Consider the following 19,007-nt stretch of genomic DNA (forward strand, 5'->3'; position numbering starts at 1 on the left):
GCCGGTTATAACCCGTTTCATCTGTTTCAGGAGGTTAATCTGCAGGCGATGGCTGCTTTGAGGCCAAATTAGTGCTGGCTCGCAGGTGTGGGGAGCTGGATGGTCATCTCCATGCCCTCGATGAATTGGCGTTCTTTCACTTTTTCGTTGAAGTCATCTTCAATGATGAACGGCCGTACGACGAGGTAACGGGTACCCCCGGGAGTTGTGCCATACAAGCGATCGCTGTCCAGCCGGTTATCGGTATACAACCCTTCGCCGCTCAAGGCGGGAAGCTGTCGCCCCTGATCGTCAAATAGGGCAATGCCTACCTTCCTGAGTTTTTCCTCTTCCTTAAGAGTCAAGCTCTTCTTGCCATTCACCAGAATGGACGTGGAGATACGGGTCGTAATCGGCGTGATGTGGATGTTCGATACGGAAGCGGTAAACTGATCGTTGGAGGCGTGGGCCGCATCCGGCTTGAAATCGACAATGTCTTCCGTTGACTTGGTGAAAGGAACGTCCAGTTTGAATTCATGGTCGATACCCTCCAAGGAAATCGAGACTTCTGCGTTAAAGTGGTCGGGCAGAGAGGCACCCTGGCCTGCTTTTTCGAACACATTTTCGAAGACGAGTACGTCAGGCTCAGTCTCTCCTGCAGAGGAGTAGAACAAACCGCCTGTTTGTTGGTAGCCATCGACTTCAAAAAAGACATTGCTGATCCCGCTGTTTAAAGGAATGATATCTTCGCCGGTATCGTACTTCCCATCCTTGAGATTGGGAGCGTTGACCCGTACCAAAAAGGCTGCGCGCGTTCCGTCATACACCGTTTCGAAGACATCCAGCTTGACATCCTGATAAGAAACGGTGCTGTTTGTTTGGGATACCAGCCCGTCTTTTCCAGCTTGTTGCAGTCCGATATCTGCCTGAATGGTGCTGAACAGGCTGCCGACCAAAGGGATTTTTTTGATCGAGTCGGCCATGGCCGGCGATACAAAACCTGAAGCAAATACGGTAACGGCAGCTAAACTGCTGGCCATGGCAATGAACCCTGCGCGGCGCAGCCGGGGGCGTTTCCGGGCACGCGGCTGCGTCTCAATCTCCGGTTGAGTATGTGCATGCGCTGCCGGCAATGAAGCAAGGGTCTCATCGATGCGGCTGCGGACGAGCTCCGATATTTCCGGTTTATTCTCGCCTGTCTCACGCAGTAATTGTTCAATATTAGATGGTTTCAACATTTAATTTTCCCTCCCGAAACAATTTGAATTTACGGTACAACTCATTTCTGGCACGCTGCAGGCGCATTTTAACCGCGCTTTCGGAAATGTTCAGCGTATCCGCGATCTGCTTGGTGGTAAGGTCTTCAAAGTAATGAAGCACAACGACGATCCGCTTTTGTTCATCGAGCCGGTCAACGGCTTCTCTCAAATCGACATGATCGTAATCATGGCCGTGATCGGGATTCTCGGGAACTTCTGCATACGATATGGATCGTGATCGACGGGACAATAGGGTGTTGCATTCGTTGATGAGGATGCGGAAGATCCATGTTTTGAAATATTTCGGCTCCCGAAGCGTATGCATGGCCTTGTAAGCCTTCAGTATCGTTTCCTGGACCGCGTCGGCGACATCCTCTTCTTGGCGAAGCATGCTTTTGGCGGTGTTGTACAATGAATGTTCCATATGTCTGATAAGGCTGACGAACGCCTCTCGATTTCCTTGGATGGCTTGTGGAACAAGTTGGGCCCAATCCACAGCGATCACTCCTTTCTTGATGAGCGTGCTATATAAACCGCACGAATCCATCACACAAGGCCACTGCGAGTGCAGTACCATCTTCCGATCGCTGTTATCCCCGGATTTTTTGACTCCCCTTTTTCAAAGGGAAAATTCGGTGAACAGCCTATGCTTCCGAAGCAGCTTTCTTTCAGAAAGCTCTTAGACCGCTCCGCTTCTTCAGATTGGTTCTGCCTCTCCGTTAACGTGTGTATGTTTTTTTGCGATTTATATATTTTTTTATCGTTGATACATTAGTTAGACCTGCGTGAGGCATGACACGGTCACAATTATTTTGGTGTACATGAAATATGGACGCTAATTCAGGGGCGAAACCCTGATGGGAACACAGATTGGAGAGTGGCATGGAGGTAAGGAAAGACACCGCTAGAGCAGCGTGAAGGAGAGGTATACACAAAAAAACGGATACGCAAAGTGCGTACCCGGTAAATCTTTGGACAAGTATAGTTGGATGGATCCATTCGATCCGGCCAGTCCTTATGCCATATTCCAATTTTCGCCGTTCAGGTATTTCTCGGTGAGAATGGACAGCATCTGAATGCCGACTTCGTTGTGCCCGCCTTCGGGAATGATGATGTCCGCATACTTTTTGGATGGCTCGATAAATGCGTCATGCATCGGTTTGACCGTTTCGAGGTACTGTTTGTACACCGATTGGATCGTGCGCCCGCGTTCCTCGATGTCTCGGAGCACTCTGCGCAAAATCCGCACATCGGAATCGGTATCGACGAATACTTTGATATCCATCAGGCTGCGAAGCTGCTCGTCGATCAACACATGCAGACCTTCCACGATGACGATGTGGTTGGGCTCCAGCTCTACCGTTTCATCGGCGGAGCGATTGTCCAAGGTGAAGTCGTACACCGGCGCGTAAGCCGTCTGTCCGTTTTTCAAAAGGGTAAGATGTTCGATCAACAGATCATTGTCAAAAGCGAAGGGATGATCGTAATTGGTCAATCTGCGCTGCTCGGGCGTGAGGTGGGACTGGTCTTTGTAATAATTGTCCTGGGAGATAAACGTAACTTTGCCTGACCCCAGACGTTGAATGACGGAGCGGGCCACCGTCGTTTTGCCGGAACCGGTCCCTCCGGCGATACCTATAATAAGCATGGTCGTTCCATTAACCTCCTAAAAGTGGCTGCTTTGTCGTTTTGTATATGGAATTGAAGGCCGACTGATTCATAGCCTCTCAGTGAATGCACAATTCTTTTATTGTATCACAATGCAGTGCATTTTTCATCTGAACGGAGGGCGCCAGATTTGGGGAATTGCTCGCCCGAGAGTAAACCGACTAGTGCCGGGGCACCATATTCCTGATAATGGATGGTTGACAATTCGGCGCTTCGGACTATAATAAGGGTATATTCCTAACACGGACTGTTACTGGGCGAACCAGGCATGACCGAATTCGATTGCATAATCTGTAATCGCTTTCGGTCATTTTTTATTTTTTGCAGGGGGGTGAGCGTGCATGAAGGTGATCAAGAAAGTGAACAACAACGTGGCGATTGCCATTAATGACAAAAACGAAGAAGTGTTTGTGGTTGGCAAGGGAGTAGGTTTTCTGAAGACGCCATATGAGTTGACCGAAACAGATATGGTAGAGAAAATTTTCGTAGCTCCCAAAAACATCCGCATGTACGATTTGTTGAACAGCATTCCGATCGAGGATATTTACCTCGCGGAGGAAGTCATTAAGCTGGGCAGCGACATTTTGGGCAAAACGTTCAATCCCAATCTGCTGCTCACCCTGTCTGACCATATCAGTTTCGCCCTGGTTCGTACCCGTGAAGGCGTCTCCATCAAAAATCCGCTGGAATGGGAAGTGCGCACCCTGTACCCGGATGAGACCCGTGTAGGAGAAGCAGCAGTCCGATTGATTGAAGAAAAATCGGGGGTCAAGCTCCCGGCAGCCGAAACCACCTTGATCGCTTTGCATTTCGTGAATGCCCAGGTAGGTTCGGGCGAAATGAGCGATACGACCAAAATCATGACCGTGACCGGCGAGATTTTGTCCATCATCAAATACGCACTGAAAATCGACTTTCAGGAGGAGTCCATTCATTTCATGCGTTTTGCCACCCATATTCGCTACTTCATCATGCGGCAGATGAGCGGCAAGTCGCTGAAAGATGAGAATGAATCCTTGTACGAGATGGTGAAGGAGAAATTTCCGCGTGAACTGCAGTGCGTGGAGAAGATTGCGGCGTTTCTGCACAACAATTACGGCTGGACCTGTACCAATGACGAGAAATTGTATCTCATTCTTCATATCCAAAGGCTGATCTCCAATGACCAGCCCAATCCATTCGACAACTGAATGTAACCATATGGACTGTTACTGATTCGATCAGGCATGACCAAGCATAGGGGAATGACGATTCCCTGGCTTGGTCATTTTTTTTGAAATCTTCTACTACTTTGTTAAGGAGAATGGTCATGAACAACAAGGAATTGGCCCAAAACGTGCTGGAACTCGTCGGCGGCGAGCGTAACATTTCCTCTTTGACGCATTGCGCCACGCGGCTCAGATTTGTATTGAAAGAAGACGGAAAGGCAGACCTGAAGGCGCTGGACAGCCTGGAAGGCGTACTGAAAGCGCAAAATGCCGGAGGGCAGGTTCAGGTGGTCGTGGGGAACAAGGTTGACGCCGTTTACGGCGAGATTCGCAATCTTACCTCCGGCAACCTGCAAACGGAAGAAGGAGAAGCGGCACCGAAAAAGAAACAAAATCCGATCAATGCGGTGCTCGAAACGATCGCGGGCATTTTTACGCCCGTGCTTCCGGCCTTGGTCGGCTGCGGTATGATCAAGTGCGTGGCCACCGTTATGGCGGCCCTTGGATGGTTGGAGGGCTCCGGCTTCCTGTCGATCATCAACATGATCGGCGATTTGATCTTCTATTTCCTGCCTTTCTTCCTGGCCGTAAGTGCGGCCCACAAATTCAAAACCAATCCGTATCTGGCCGTGGCGCTTGCCGCAGGCCTGATGCACCCGGTCATTCTTGATGCGGCGGCCAAAATTGCCGATACCGGTGTGAAAACCATTGATTTTCTCGGTATGCCGATCCTGCTCATGAAATACTCTTCGTCTGTCATTCCCATTATTCTAGGCGTATGGATCATGAGTTACGTGTACCCGGTCGTCGACAAGGTCATTCCGAAGTTTTTGCGCGTTCTGCTGACGCCGATGATTGTGTTGTTCATCATGATTCCACTCGAATTGATCGTGCTTGGGCCGATCGGTTCTTATATCGGTACCTGGTTGACGGATGGCATCAACTATTTGTACGCAACGGCTGGCGTGCTCGCTGGCGCGATTCTCGGGTTCTTTAAACCAATCATGGTTATGTTCGGCATGCATTATGCGATTATGCCGATTCAGATTCAACAGGTGGCAAGCGTGGGTTCTACCGTTTTGCTGCCGGCAGCGCTCGCAGGGAATCTTGCCCAAGCGGGTGCCGCATTCGCCGTGTTTGTGCTTACGAAAAACAAAACGATGAAATCAGCATCGGGCTCTGCCGGGTTTACCGCCTTGTTCGGCATTACCGAACCGGCGATCTACGGGGTCAATCTCCGTTATAAACGACCGTTCTTTGCAGGTTGCGCTGCAGCGGGAATCGTGAGCGGTTTCTACAGTATTGTGCATGCCAGTGCTAACGCGATTGCCCTGCCAGGTGTGCTGGCATTGGGGACGTACACGGCCGACAGTTACGTTTATGTCGTCATCGGCTCTATTGCGGCCGTTGTTCTTGGTTTCGTGTTTACGCTGCTGGCAGGCATCAAGGAAGATGCAGACGGGAAGACCGCTGCACGCAAAGAAAAAAATGCAGCTTCCGCGACAACGAGCGCGGTGGCGAACGAATCGCTTGCGGATTCTTCCGTCTCCGCAGCTTCGGCTGCATCCGACATGCTGATCGTGAGCCCGATGACGGGCGAGGTCAAGCCGTTGTCCGAGGTCGAGGACCAGGCATTTGCACAGGAGTTAATGGGCAAAGGCATCGCCATCGTGCCGACCGAAGGCAAAGTATATGCTCCGTTTGACGGGGTTGTTGAAGCGTTGTACAGAACCAAACATGCCATCGGGCTCAAAGCAGCGAACGGCGTAGAAATTTTGATTCATATCGGCGTGGATACGGTGAGCCTGAAAGGCAAACATTTCACATCCCATGTGGAGCAAGGGCAATCCATGCAGGCGGGCGACCTGCTGGTGGAATTCGACCCGGAAGGCATCAAAGCCGATGGATACAATACGATTACGTCCATCGTCGTGACCAACATGCAGCAATTCGGCGACGTGCTCACGGCGTCGGACAGCGGTTCGATCAAGGAAAGCGAAGCGCTGCTCAAATTGATTCCGTAATCGTAATCCAACCACAATCGTGGCGGATGCGTTGGGCCAATGGGAGCGCGGCTCCTTTTTGCCCCTTTTATCACACTCAAGGAGGAAAACAACATGACACAATCTTTATTCCCGGAAGGATTTTTATGGGGAGGCGCGCTTTCGGCTTGTCAGGCGGAAGGGGCATACAATATCGATGGCAGAACGCTGACAATTCCCGACGTGATGAAATTTAACGCCAAGAATGATCGCAAAGTAACCAAACAGATGAAAATTAACCGCGAGATGATCGAAGAGGCCAAAAACGATCCGGATACCGTTAAATATCCGAAACGCCGCGGCATCGACTTTTACCATACATTCCGCGAGGATATTGCCCTTTTTGCCGAAATGGGCTTCAAAGTGTTCCGTTATTCCATTGCATGGGCGCGTGTATTCCCTGGCGGAGATGATGCAGCACCAAACGAAAAGGCTTTGCAATTCTATGATCAAGTCATCGACGAGTGCCTGAAACATGGCATGGAACCGCTGATTACGATCAGCCATTTCGACATGCCGATCGTGCTGATCGACAAATTCGGCGGCTGGTATAACCGCAAGCTGGTGGACTTGTACCTCAACTACTGCGAAGTGTTGTTCAATCGTTACAAGGGGAAAGTGAAGTACTGGGTAACGTTCAACGAAATCAACATGAGCGTGAAGGCCGGCGCCAAAACGCTCGGCATTATCGAATACGACAAACCGAATTACGAGGAAATGCTGTTCCAAGGGCTGCACCATCAGTTCGTGGCGGCGTCCAGAGCAACCAAACGGGCACACGAGATCGACCCGAATAACAAAATCGGCAGTATGGTGGCTTATTTCACGACCTACCCTTACACGTGCAAACCGGAGGACGCGCTCCAGATGCAAAAGGATGACCAAATGAAAAACCAGTTCTTCCTTGACGTGCTGAACCTGGGCGAATACCCGTATTTCGCCAAGACGTACTTCAAGGAAAAAGGAATCGAGCTGCAGATGGAGGATGGCGATCTGGATAGCATCCGCGCGTATACGGCCGATTTCGTGGGCATGTCCTACTACAACTCCATGATTTCCAGCAGCGACACGGAACAGTTGGAATTGACGGCAGGCAACGTGCACAGCGTGTACAAAAACCCGCATTTGCCCGAAAACGAGTGGGGCTGGCAGATCGACCCTGTGGGTCTCCGTTACACGTTGAACCTGGTATATGACCGCTACCACAAACCGGTATTCATTTTGGAGAACAGCTCCGGTTTCTACGACAAAGTGAATGAAGACGGCACAGTAAACGACCCTTACCGCATTGATTTCTTAAGCAAACATATCGAACAGATGGGCCTGGCCATTCAGGACGGCGTGGAAGTGATCGGGTATACGATGTGGGGACCGATCGACATGATCAGTTCTTCGACGTCGGAGATGAGCAAACGTTACGGTTTCATCTATGTCGATCAGGATGACTATGGCAACGGTACGATGAAGAGAACCCGCAAAGACTCCTTCTATTGGTATCAGAACGTGATCCGGACGAACGGAGCCGAGCTATAGACGCAATGAACATTCTGGGATCGGTTAAAAAAATTCCCGGCGGCCTGCTCATCGTGCCCATGATGCTGGCAGCCGTCGTCAACACGGTGTTTCCGCAGTTCTTTCAGATGGGTGACCCGACAACGGCGCTATTCACCTCGAAAGGAACGATGGTGCTCATCGGCATGATTCTGCTCGTATCGGGCACGCAATTGAACTTGCGGAAGCTCCCTGTCACGCTGAAGCGGGCAGGGGTGCACTGTCTGGCCAGAGTGCTGATCGCCTGGCTGTTCGGCTGGACATTCGTGCAATGGTTCGGCGTGGAGGGCTTTGCCGGCATTTCCGCCGTTGCGTTCATCGCCGTGTTGACCAGCTGCAATCCGGGCCTTTACCTGGCCTTGATGAATTCCTATGGAGACGATGTGGACCAGGCAGCATTCGGCATTTTGAACCTGATCGCCGTTCCGGTCATTCCGGTCATGATCCTGAATTCGGCCAGCGGCGTGGGGATCGATTACCTGAGCGTGCTGGCCACGCTGGTTCCTTTCCTGATCGGCATCCTGCTGGGCAATCTTGATGGCAATATCCAGAAGATGTTTGCTCCGGGAACGGTCATTTTGCTGCCGTTCTTGGGGACAAGCTTCGGGTCGAACATCGACCTGGGCGTTGCTTTCCGTTCGAGTATGTCCGGGCTGCTGGTAACGCTGCTGTTTTTCATCCTTTGTTTACTGCCGCTGATCATGATTGACCGTGCTTTGTTAAAGCGCCCGGGGTATGCGGCAGCAGCCACCTGCTCGGTCGCCGGATTGTCCATGGTGGTGCCTGCCATGGCCGCCGGATTTAATCCGGCTTATGCTCCGTATGTTGAATCGGCTATTGCGCAGATCGCTTTTGCGGTTATCCTGACATCCATCACCGTACCTTATATCGTGAAACGGCTGGCCGGAAAGGGAGCATCGACGGAAACGGCACATTAACCCAATAAACATGAGCATCCATTGCGGTCCATTGCCTTGCCCAGATGTGGGAGAGGAACGGACCGCTTTTGGTTTGGTTGGACAGGGTGAGTGAGGGTAAACTGCCGCATTTAGAGCCTGGAGTATCAAATGTGTCTCATTTTTGCGATTATGGGTTGAAGGTTGTAGGACCTTTGATATAATGGCGTCGAAAGATGTCTCTTTTTGTATAGTCGTCTTTCGAAATTGGGGGAGGTGTTTTCGGTGAAAAAAACGGGCAAGTTCATTACGTCCACCGTGATCGCCACGGTAGCAGCCGTATCCATCGGTTCTGCCGTGTCGGCGCAAAGCAGTACATATGTGGGATCGTCCATCCCATCCGTGACTGGCATCGATTTGCAAAGCATGGATTTGGAGACGGCGCTGATGATGGTCCAAACCCAGCGCGCCGCATTGCTGGAACAACAGCTTAAATCGCAATTGGACGCGGTGCAGCAGCGCAACCAGCAGATTGCGCAATTAAATGAACAATTGCAGCAAGCTCAACTGCGCGGGGACCAAGCGGCGGTCCAAGCGATCAAGAGCCAGATCGATGCACTGGGCAGCTCGCAGCAAATGGATATGCTTCGCCTGCAGTCGTTGAGCAACAAGCGCAATGAGGCATTTGACGTCATGACCAATTTCATCAAAAAAATGCAGGATTCCAGATCATCCATTATCGGCAACATGCGATAAGACAGGGAAGAGCGGGTAAGCAAAGAGCGAAGGCGGAGTTTTTGACTCCAGCCTTCGCTCTTTTTTAGGTCAAGACCAATCCCGCCGACGGGTGAACAAGTCCTGCAATTCATCGGTCGACAGCTCGGTAATCCAGTTTTCGGAGCTTGTAATGATGTTGTCGCTAAGCTGCTGTTTGCTTTCCAGCATTTCGTCGATGCGCTCCTCGAGCGTGCCAAGCGAGATGAACTTGTGTACCTGAACGTCCTTGGTCTGGCCCATGCGATAGGCGCGGTCGGTGGCCTGGTTCTCGACGGCCGGGTTCCACCAGCGGTCGAAATGGAACACATGGTTGGCCGCCGTCAGGTTAAGGCCGACTCCGCCTGCCTTGATCGACAGGATGAAAACGGAAGGCTGCTGGTCCGCCGGCAGCGTCCGGGATTGGAATTGTTCGATCATGCGATCGCGCGCTTTTTTGGACGTGCCGCCGTGCAGGTAGAGCACGGGTTCCTGCAGTTCTTGCCGCAACACCCTCTGGAGCATTTCGCCCATGCCGATATATTGCGTGAAAATCAGGCAGCGCTCGCCTTCCTCCCGCAGCTCCCGCACAAGCTCCATCAGCCGTTCCAGCTTGGCCGACCGGCTGATCAGCATAGCCATGTCCTGCGGGCTGTACGTGTCGTACTCCGAGTCGGCTTCGCCTGCGGACAGCGCCTCGGGAGGCGGTTCTTTCGTAACCAGCAGCGGATGGTCGCAGAGCTGCTTGAGCTGGGTCAGGGCGGACAGGATCGCGCCTTTGCGCTTGATGCCCTCCAGCTCTTTCATTTTGTCCATCAATTCCTTGACGGATTGGTCATAGAGGGCGCTTTGTTCGCCGGTAAGATGGATATAGGTTTTCATTTCGTTTTTGTCAGGCAGATCGAGCTGGATGTTCGGGTCCTTTTTTTTGCGGCGCAGCATGAACGGTTTCACCAGCTGCTGCAGGTCCTGCATGCGGTCCTCGTCTTTATCCTTCTCGATCGCGCTGATAAAGCGGTTCTGGAACGCTCTGGCGCTGCCCAAATACCCGGGGTTGATGAAATCGTAGATCGACCACAGCTCGGCGAGCCTGTTCTCGATCGGCGTACCTGTCAGCGCAATGCGATGTTTGGCGGGAAAGCTGCGTACGGCGAGAGACTGTTTCGTCTGCGCGTTTTTGATATTCTGCGCTTCGTCCAGGCAAATGGAAGCCCAGGTATAGGACTGCAGCATTTCCTGATCCAGCGTTGCGGTAGCATAGGACGTGATGACGATATCCACTTGCTCCATCTGGGCCCGGAATTCGTCTCCGCTGCTTCTGCGCGCCCCATAATGAAGCAGGACGTTCACGGACGGGGCAAAACGGCTGATCTCCTTCTGCCAGTTGCCCAGCACGGAGGTGGGACAGACGAGCAGGGCAGGCGCCTGTCCTGCGGAACGTGGTTCGTTTTCCTTCAGATGCAGAAGGTACGTAATGAACTGAATCGTCTTCCCAAGCCCCATGTCGTCGGCGAGACAGGCGCCAAGCCCGAATCGGCGCAGGAAGCCCAGCCAAGAGAAGCCTTCCTTCTGGTAGGAACGAAGCTCGGCGTGCAATCCGGCCGGCACCGGCAGCGAAGGAGCGCCACCCTGACCGCCGCCAAGCTGGGCAATGATGCGGTTCAAATGTTCGTTCAGTTCCACTTCCAGATGGACGCGGTCCGGCGATTCTTCAGGTTCTTCTTCCTGCTGTCCTTCACGCTGCTTGAGCTTGCGATATTCGCGCTGCTCGTTATGCAGCAGATGCAGATGCAGGATGTCCTGGAACGACAACCCCTGCTTCCGGTCCACGCCTTCCATCGCCCGCCGGATCTGTTCCAGGAGGGCGGGATCGAGCGGTACCCATTCACCGCGGAAGCGGACAAGCCGCTCGTTGCGCGCGACCAGGTCGGCGAATTCCTCTTCGCTCAGGTCCGTATCGCCGATCGCAATGCGCCAGTCGAAATGAATGATGGAGTCCAGTCCAAAAAAAGACTGCCCGCGTTCTTTGCCTTCTTCTTCCTTGACTTTGGCGCGAAGACGCGGCTTTTTCTTGCGGGCGGCTTCCCACCACCCAGGCAGCAGCACCTGCCAGCCCGCTTCGAGCAATCGGCCGCTCTCCACCGTCAGGAACTGCCAAGCCTCCTGGTCGCTCAGCGGTTCACTCAACACGTCGCGGCTGCCACGTTCCGAGCGGTGGACGCGCGTTAATTGGCCGCGCAGCTGATCCAGCCAACCGGCGGAACGATCCAGGATGAAGGCCTCCCATAGCTGCGGCCATTCTCCTTCGGCGCGGCCTTGTGAGTCCAGCCTGATCGGCAGCAGCACGGAGGCGTCCAGCTTGTCCTGCAATACGAGCCGCAGCCGCCAGGCGGGGGAGTCGTCATCCGGCTCCAGCAATTGCAGCAGCGGACGGAATGGTGCCGCGTCCGCTTTCCAGCCGATGGAGACAAGCCATGCCTGTGCATCCAGGCCAGGCGCAACCTTCGGCAAGGCGCCGCCTTGAGGGAAGAGCTGCGGAAATTCGCGCCGCAGGTCGGTCGCGGTTTCTTCCGTGCCGTAGCAGTGCTGGAAAACGGAGGCGGAATATGCGGCGGCAAGGCCTTCGCCGAAGCTTTCGTCCGTTTCCTCCAGCGCTTTGGCGAGAGCGGAGCGATCCTGCGCTTTGAGGCCGGCACCGTCCCAAGCCCATTGCAGCCGCCCCGAGCGAAAAGCGTCGAAGCTGGGCACGAATTTGCGGTCTTCGATGGCTGCTGCCAGAACCGGGGCCAGCCTGATGAGGTGAGCGGCCTGTTCGTCCCACTGCCATTCGATGTGCAGCAGGGTGTGCATGTCGGCAAAGAACGGAATGACTTCTTCGGCGGGAAGCACGACCAGCTCAATCTCTTCGATCTGCCGGGTTTCGAGTTCGGTACCGTAGAACGAAGGGGCGTGCCAGGCAAATAAACGCTGTTTGAGCGTTTGTCCGGGCACGAATTGGTAGGTGTTCGACGCCCCGTAGAACAGGGCGTCCCCGTAACCTGTCAGAGCAACATGGACAACGATGGTTTCGGTATATGGATGAATGGCGCTCATGAGATCAATTTCCCTTTCCGAAGCTCTTCCTGCAAGGCCCGCAGCCGGCTGTTGCGAACAGCGAGTGAAGTAATGAACGCTTCCCAGCGTTCTTCCTGCTTCAATTTTTTATACAATTTGGCCAGCCGCTTCAGCAGTTTGACCGCTGCTTTGTATCCGTCCCGGTTGCGCTGCTCGATATGGCGCTCGGCAGCCTGGTGGTAGAAGGGCAGCAGCAGCTCCGGCGCCTCCTTCTCGATCGGTTCCAGCATAGCGACCCGGAAATCGAGCGGCTCAGCGCCTGTGCTTAATTGAAAGTCGATCCATCTGCGCCATTGCCCGCGAAGGCGCATGGCTTCTTCATAGGCGGCACGGGAATGGGGAAGCATACCGACCAAGGTATCCCACATCCGGTTTTCCTCTTCCGGCAGATGGCGAAGCGTGTCGTCCCATAGCTGCATGTATGCCTGCAGCGAATCGTTGCGGCGGCCGACCAGAAGCGGCCCGAGCTCGCCGAGCCATGCGGCTAGACGTTCCCAGCGGGAATCATTTGCGAGTACATGCAGGAAATGCATCAAATGCTCCGGCGGCATACCGAATGCGGAGTGTCCGCGACCCAGCAGCTGCCAAGCCCGTTCATCCCGTTCCAGGTGAAACAGGATCCATCCCTGCGCCAGAGCAAGAGGGAGGGATCCTGCAGCGCCTGGCTTAACACCTTGTTCGGACCCAGAGCCATTTGCAGCTCCATCCCGGCTTCCGCCTGTCGGCATTGAAGCACGTTGAATTTCCTGCTCTACCGCCACAAGGGTACGCAATTCGGATTCAAGCATGGGTACCCGCTTGTCCGACAGGGGAACGATCCAGTTCAACCAGAGCTGCCGATAGATCGGTGTGAAAAACAATAGGGTTTGCGTTTCGGACAACATCTGGCTGCGCAGGTATTGAACCGTCTCTTCCACCCGGCCCCAGATTCGTTCCCGCTCCGCTTTGCTTTGATTGGATAGCTCAAGCGGTCGGTTCAACTCGTTTTCCGCGTTCTGCAGCAGGGCATCGGCAGCCATTTGTGCGGCAACATTCAAATAGATGGGCATACTTGGAATTGAACCGCGTTCCGGCACGCAAAAACGCAGCAGATGCAAGTATGCGTGCAGTGCGAACAACTGGTCCATTCCGGGGGATAACTTGGGCTTGATCGCGTAAAGCTCGTCTTGGGCTTCCTGCACGTAGGATATGCTGGGCGTTCCCGTACCAAGCCGGACCAAACATTTGGCGAACAGGTCATGCCATGTATCGATGTCCAGCTCCGCCAGCGATGCGGCTTCTTCCTTCAGTTTCATATAGCCGTAATCGGGAGGCGTCTCCGTCCGGGGAATCACCGTGTGTCCGGCTCTTCCGCTGCTTGCCTTGCCAACCGGTTTGGAGGAATTGCGTTTCAAAACCGTGCTTGTATGCGCATTGGCTATGGCCTGAACGGGGCGGCCAAGCTGTTCGGCCCAACTCATCATGATTGCAGCGATGTGCCTGCAGCCCGAAGCTGCCGGACAGGTACATTGACTTTCCGATAACGCGTAGGGGTTCAGCGTGGCTTCTTCGTGTTCGTCCGAACCTTGAACGGTGGCCGAGACGTTGCCTTGTTCGCTATAATGCAACGCAGCGACGCGTTTTTGTTTATAATATTGGAAGCCGCGCATGAGGGTCAGGCTGTCATACTGGTCGGCCACCTGGGCGATCAGCTGCTGCCACTGCGCGTCAGTCATGTTCATGTCATTCGATATGTTCATCATTCCATCTCCTGGCTACGTCATGCTCTATAACCATCATATCAGTTATGGACTGCCTCGTGCATGAATTCTGCGAATAGTTTCCGTTTCGATGCAGCGCCGACGACATGCAGCCAGAATATAACTACGGGAGCGAGCTTATGAAACTGTTAACGTTAAACGCCCACGCATGGGTAGAAGAAGACCAGATGAACAAAATCGGCGGACTGGCCCGGTTCATTAACGAAAACCGGTTCGATATCGTCGCCTTGCAGGAGGTTAACCAAACCGCGCAGGAGCAGCCGCTATCAGCAGAGGAGCTGGACCGCTATGTTGTTGCCGAACCCGGTACGGTCATTAAAAAGGATAATTACGCCCACGTCCTGCTTGGGCAGCTGGATACGCCCTACTATTGGACATGGATTCCGACCCATGCCAGCTTCGGCAAATTTGATGAAGGACTGGCCATTTTGAGCCGGACGCCGATCAAGGCGGCGTTTGGAGAGTATGCTTCGCATCTTCAGGATTACTACAATTACCGGACTCGCAAAATCGTTGGGGTGCAAACGGTCGTTGAAGGACAGGCAACCTGGTTTGTGAACGGTCACTTCAATTGGTGGAACGACGAGCTGGAGCCGTTTAAAGAGCAGTGGGATCTCACCGAGGAAAAGCTGGCCCCTTACAAAGAACAGCCGTTATACATTATGGGCGATTTCAACAATGTGGCGGAGGTTCGTGGCCAGGGTTACGATTACATGGTGGAAAAGGGCTGGAATGACCTGTACGCGACAGCCCTCAGCAAAGATGAGGGAGCAACAGTAGTCAAAGCCATTGCCGGGTGGTCAGACAACAGCCATCCTCTGCGCATTGATTACATTTGGTCCGCGCATCCGGTTCAGGCCCAATCTTCAACGGTTGTGCTGAACGGAACGAACGGTCCGGTTGTATCGGATCATTATGGCGTGGCGGTGGAGATTTAGAATCGCTCAAAGGTTCGTGTGGATAGGCCCAACAAAGGCCGCCCGTCGTAGTTTTCTTCGAAATCTACGGCAGGGCGGCCTTTTGCATCATTTTGTCCTGTCTATGTATCGATCTTAAGGGTGACTTAGCGTTCTTTCTATTCCAAGGCCAGCATCTGGTGCACGAATTTTTTCAGATCGGCGCTCGTCTGGCTGAGCTGTTCGATGCTTACCATGAACTCCGCGACCAATTGGGCTTGATCCACCGTGGCAGTCGTAATCTGGCTGATTTCCTGCTCCATATGTTTCATGGACTCGCGAACGTTGCCCAAAGAGGATTCAATGTCTGCAGCAGCTTGCTTCGTGTGATCCGACAGCTTGCGAACTTCGCTGGCCACCACGCCGAACCCGCTTCCCAAATCGCCTACCCGTGCCGCCTCAATCATGGCGTTAAGTCCCAGCAGGTTCGTTTGTTCCGATACTTCGCGAATCACCGAAGTGACTTTGGTCACGCTTACCGAGTTTTCCACCGCCTGTTTCGAGTTGCGCAAAATCTCCTCCGATGTGGCAGACAGCTCCTCGGAATGCGCAGCAACCTGCTGAATGCCGCCGAGCAGCGCGTTGATCGTGGATTCGTTCTCGTTGATCAGGTTTTCCAAGGTAAGATGATTGTCCAGAGAATAGTTCACGCCCAGAATGCCGACAACCTCGCCGTTTTCCTTGATCGGAATCAGAATGGAGTCGAAGGGTCTTCCCTGCAGGTCGCCAGGCATGCGAACAATGGTACGAGAGTCTTTGTTGGCAAGCATCTTGAAGTTTTTGTAATCGTCATGAAGCTCGTCCCCGACTTTTACACCGATCTCCAGGCTTTTGGCTTCGGAGAAATAGAGCACTTTCTCATGGTCATTAATGGATATCGATACGTCGTCGCGAAACATTTGCTGCACAAAAGGCATGGCATTCACCAAAGATTCTAGCGTATTCATGGTTCATCTTTCCTTTCCAATGCAAATGGCTTGAATTAAAATGGGGGGATTCCCCAGTTAAATCGTGGAAATTTCCACCTACTATCTATATCGGCAGTTGTTGTCGGAAACTAAACCGTTGTTTGAAGGTTTTGCGGACATCCCCTTCTGCGGTTGAACTAGACGAAACGTTGAATCGGGAAGCAGGGAACGGATGGCTTTACGGCAGGTGGTTTCATCAACCAACCATGCCTCGATGGACGATCTTTCCTGTCCGACCGGGAATGTAAACGCAACCAAAAAACTTGTGGCGTCCCATGAGGCCGTCGGGTATACTGTGGCTATGATCTGTCGTTCATCAGAAAAAGGGAAAGGCGGGTCCTGCATTGAGAAATGGTATTTCTTATGGAGGTTAAGCGCTAAACCTAGCTTTATATGAAGTTCATTATGGCTTTTGCTGCATGTTGGCATGATTTCAGCGAGAGAGGAATGTATATCTATGACGATCTATTTCAATGAACCGCAGGGCATGTACCACCGATTCGGGGATGACCCCGAACACGTACTGAAGGTGCTGGCCGAGCGTTACATCGGGGCTAATCCGCAAGCGGATTTCGTGTATCGAAAGTTTCAGAAATCCGGTATTTTGCAGAATGATCAGGGGCTCTATGATCTGAATCTGGGGGAACGCTTCCCCGATGCGAAGCAAGGACAGGTTTCTTATGCCGCTGCGCTGGTCTGGGGGGATGAGGATCGGAATTTGGACGTGCTCGTGAGCTGTTACGGTCCGGTTCGTTTCTGGTTCAATGGTCTATTAACCTATCGTTCCACGGTCATCGATGAAATCAAGCCTGATGCAACCGTGAAGCTATCCTTGGATATCAAGCCAGGCTGGAACACGCTGCTGCTGGAACTGAAAAATACGGCTGCCGGATTCGGCTGCCGATTCGGCTCCGACGAAGGCAAGGTCCGCATCCTGAACGTGCTGGCTCCGTTTCGGGGGAGAAAAGGTAGCGCGGGCTGGGTATATTCCGAACCGATCTGCCCGGATCACGTTCCCGCAGGCATTGGCGACCTCCTCGGCGAGGAGGGTCCGGACTTGCTTGGCGACGAGGCGGCCTGCGGTCTGAATTGGCTGCCAGAAACGCGGTGGTCCTCCGAGCGGCAGAACCTGCCTGTGCCGGAGCGTTTATTCGGGCGGCTCCCGGGCCGGCGGGTGTACGGCTGGACCCGAATTCAGGCGGGCAGCCCCGCGGGGATTCCCGTTCGCCTGTCAGGCCATGCGTCGGGACCGCTCCGTATTTGGCTGGAGGGCAAACTAGCGGCAGCACTGCCTGAGGCGGGTTCGTTCGACGTGGAGATCGAAGCGGGACCCGGAACGGGCGATTTGCTGGTTTGCAGCGAATGCCCCGCGGCCGGTGAGCCATGGCAGTTTCATGTGGGCGCAGCCATCGGCGCGGAGCCGGTTGCCCACGAGCTCCCATGGCGGGTTCATGGCGCGGAAGGCGAAACATGGCTGTATGCAGGTCCTTTTGAAGCCGAGGCGGAACCTGATGCGATGGAAATGTGCCGTATGGATCGGATTTTTGCGGTGCAGGGCAATGGCGCAGATCACGAACCGGAGCATACGTATTGGCGGCTGGATGGACCCGAGGCATGGGTGCGTCCTTATTACGAGAATGCGATGCTGAGCAACAAGTGGACCGTCGGTTCCGTTACCAATTACGGACGCTGGGATTATCCGCTCGGCGTAACCGTATATGGTTTGCTGCAGACGGGACGTTACCTGGACAGGCCGGATATGATCCGTTACGCAGCCGAGCATGTGCAGGCGTGTACGACCATGTACGAGTACTCGCTGTGGGACCGGAAGCAGTATGGCTTTCCGGCCATCAACCAACAGCTCGTCATGATGAAAATGCTGGATAATTGCGGTTCGTTCGGTTCTGCCATGCTGGAAGCGTACGGCGATTGCCGGGAGCAGACCTTTTTGCCCATCGCGGACAAGATCGCGGACTTTATGCTCAACAAGCTGGAACGGCGCGAAGATGGAGCCTTTTACCGGAAATGCCCGGGCGAATATTCGGAAAATACGATGTGGGCGGATGACCTGTACATGAGCACGCCGTTCCTTGTCCGTTATGCACGCCTGAAAGGCGACCCGGCTGCGCTCGACGAAGCGGCGAAACAATTTTTGCTTTTCCGCAAATATCTGTTTATGGCCGATCAGAAGATCATGTCGCACGTTTATGACTTCAAGTATGGACAGGCCACGCGCATTCCGTGGGGACGCGGCAACGGCTGGACGCTGTTCTCGCTGTCCGAGGTGCTTGCCGCGCTGCCGGAGCAGCATGCGGACAGACCGGCATTGATCGCGTTTTTCAACGAATTATGCGAAGGATATGCTGCCCTTCAGGCGGAGAGCGGATTATGGCACCAGGTGCTGAACGACCCGGATACCTACGAAGAGGCCTCGTGCACGGCGATGTTTGCATACGGGTTCGCCCGGGGAGTGCGCTTTGGCTGGCTTAAGGAGCCGGAAGTGTATGCCGAAGCTTCGCGAAAGGCATGGCAGGGATTGACCCGTGTGGCCATCGACCGTCAAGGAAACGTGCATGGCGTATGCAGCGGATCGAGATATGCGTTTACCTCGGAATACTATGACAAGGACTTGTTGACGGTGACCAATGATAACCATGGCATTGGCATCATGATGCTGGCAGGCACCGAGGTAGCGCGTATGCAGCAGCATTTGGAACAACGCCAATCGCCAGCAGCTGTCCGGTCATCCTGAATACCGCAAAAGGCAAAGGCCGAGAAGGCGACATGTGCGTAAAACGCCGCCGGGAGTGCATGCTCCCGGCGGATTTTTAGATCAGGAAGATCGATCCTCCT

Annotated in this window: 13 protein-coding genes; 7 read left to right on the forward strand and 6 right to left on the reverse strand. The window is 53.6% G+C overall.

Translation table 11 applies throughout. From position 1 onward, the window contains the following. Positions 1–68: 68 nt before the first annotated feature. The 3 genes from SNR34_RS01340 to udk form a co-directional block, all read right to left on the reverse strand. The gene (locus SNR34_RS01340; RefSeq protein ID WP_486180985.1) at positions 69–1,217 is read right to left on the reverse strand and encodes a DUF4179 domain-containing protein; all 1,149 of its coding nucleotides are present in this window, start codon (positions 1,215–1,217) and stop codon (positions 69–71) included. Beyond that, the gene (locus SNR34_RS01345) at positions 1,201–1,785 is read right to left on the reverse strand and encodes a sigma-70 family RNA polymerase sigma factor (protein WP_486182380.1); all 585 of its coding nucleotides are present in this window, start codon (positions 1,783–1,785) and stop codon (positions 1,201–1,203) included. Before SNR34_RS01345 ends, SNR34_RS01340 begins: the two co-directional genes overlap by 17 nt. A gap of 468 nt (positions 1,786–2,253) precedes the next feature. Beyond that, entirely contained in the window at positions 2,254–2,886 is a 633-nt protein-coding gene (udk, locus tag SNR34_RS01350; RefSeq protein ID WP_236420303.1) for a uridine kinase, read from the reverse strand. Between the two features lie 361 nt (positions 2,887–3,247). On the opposite strand from udk, the gene SNR34_RS01355 reads away from it, so the two are divergent. The 5 genes from SNR34_RS01355 (at position 3,248) to SNR34_RS01375 (ending at position 9,359) form a co-directional block, all read left to right on the forward strand. After that, the gene (locus SNR34_RS01355) at positions 3,248–4,096 is read left to right on the forward strand and encodes a PRD domain-containing protein (protein WP_339275621.1); all 849 of its coding nucleotides are present in this window, start codon (positions 3,248–3,250) and stop codon (positions 4,094–4,096) included. Between the two features lie 119 nt (positions 4,097–4,215). Continuing rightward, positions 4,216–6,138 (forward strand): beta-glucoside-specific PTS transporter subunit IIABC, encoded by a 1,923-nt coding sequence (locus SNR34_RS01360; RefSeq protein ID WP_486180986.1) that lies wholly within the window; start codon positions 4,216–4,218, stop codon positions 6,136–6,138. Between the two features lie 93 nt (positions 6,139–6,231). Then, positions 6,232–7,689: a glycoside hydrolase family 1 protein gene (locus SNR34_RS01365; RefSeq protein ID WP_486180987.1), complete on the forward strand. Its 1,458-nt coding sequence runs from the start codon at positions 6,232–6,234 to the stop codon at positions 7,687–7,689. 5 nt (positions 7,690–7,694) lie between these two features. Continuing rightward, positions 7,695–8,645 carry a 2-keto-3-deoxygluconate permease gene (locus SNR34_RS01370; protein ID WP_486180988.1) on the forward strand — a complete coding sequence of 317 codons (951 nt, stop codon included), beginning with the start codon at positions 7,695–7,697 and terminating at the stop codon, positions 8,643–8,645. Positions 8,646–8,888: 243 nt separating this feature from the next. Next, positions 8,889–9,359, forward strand: coding sequence for a hypothetical protein (locus tag SNR34_RS01375; RefSeq protein ID WP_236420298.1), 471 nt, complete (start codon positions 8,889–8,891; stop codon positions 9,357–9,359). A gap of 69 nt (positions 9,360–9,428) precedes the next feature. Here the strand turns inward: SNR34_RS01375 and SNR34_RS01380 are convergent, their stop codons facing one another. Together SNR34_RS01380 and SNR34_RS01385 are read right to left on the reverse strand one after the other, a co-directional pair. Further along, positions 9,429–12,440: a DEAD/DEAH box helicase gene (locus SNR34_RS01380; RefSeq protein ID WP_486182381.1), complete on the reverse strand. Its 3,012-nt coding sequence runs from the start codon at positions 12,438–12,440 to the stop codon at positions 9,429–9,431. A 5-nt stretch (positions 12,441–12,445) separates the two neighbouring features. Next, positions 12,446–14,209, reverse strand: a complete 1,764-nt coding sequence (locus SNR34_RS01385; RefSeq protein ID WP_486180989.1) for an SWIM zinc finger family protein — start codon at positions 14,207–14,209, stop codon at positions 12,446–12,448. Positions 14,210–14,349: 140 nt separating this feature from the next. Between SNR34_RS01385 and SNR34_RS01390 the strand changes: the two genes are divergently transcribed. After that, complete coding sequence (locus SNR34_RS01390) at positions 14,350–15,168, forward strand: endonuclease/exonuclease/phosphatase family protein (RefSeq protein ID WP_343262062.1); 819 nt, start codon at positions 14,350–14,352, stop codon at positions 15,166–15,168. A gap of 137 nt (positions 15,169–15,305) precedes the next feature. Here the strand turns inward: SNR34_RS01390 and SNR34_RS01395 are convergent, their stop codons facing one another. Next, entirely contained in the window at positions 15,306–16,133 is an 828-nt protein-coding gene (locus SNR34_RS01395; RefSeq protein WP_236420295.1) for a methyl-accepting chemotaxis protein, read from the reverse strand. A gap of 478 nt (positions 16,134–16,611) precedes the next feature. On the opposite strand from SNR34_RS01395, the gene SNR34_RS01400 reads away from it, so the two are divergent. Then, the gene (locus tag SNR34_RS01400; protein ID WP_486180990.1) at positions 16,612–18,906 is read left to right on the forward strand and encodes a glycoside hydrolase family 88/105 protein; all 2,295 of its coding nucleotides are present in this window, start codon (positions 16,612–16,614) and stop codon (positions 18,904–18,906) included. Positions 18,907–19,007 lie beyond the last annotated feature (101 nt).

The organism is Paenibacillus sp. XP01 (assembly GCF_057364885.1).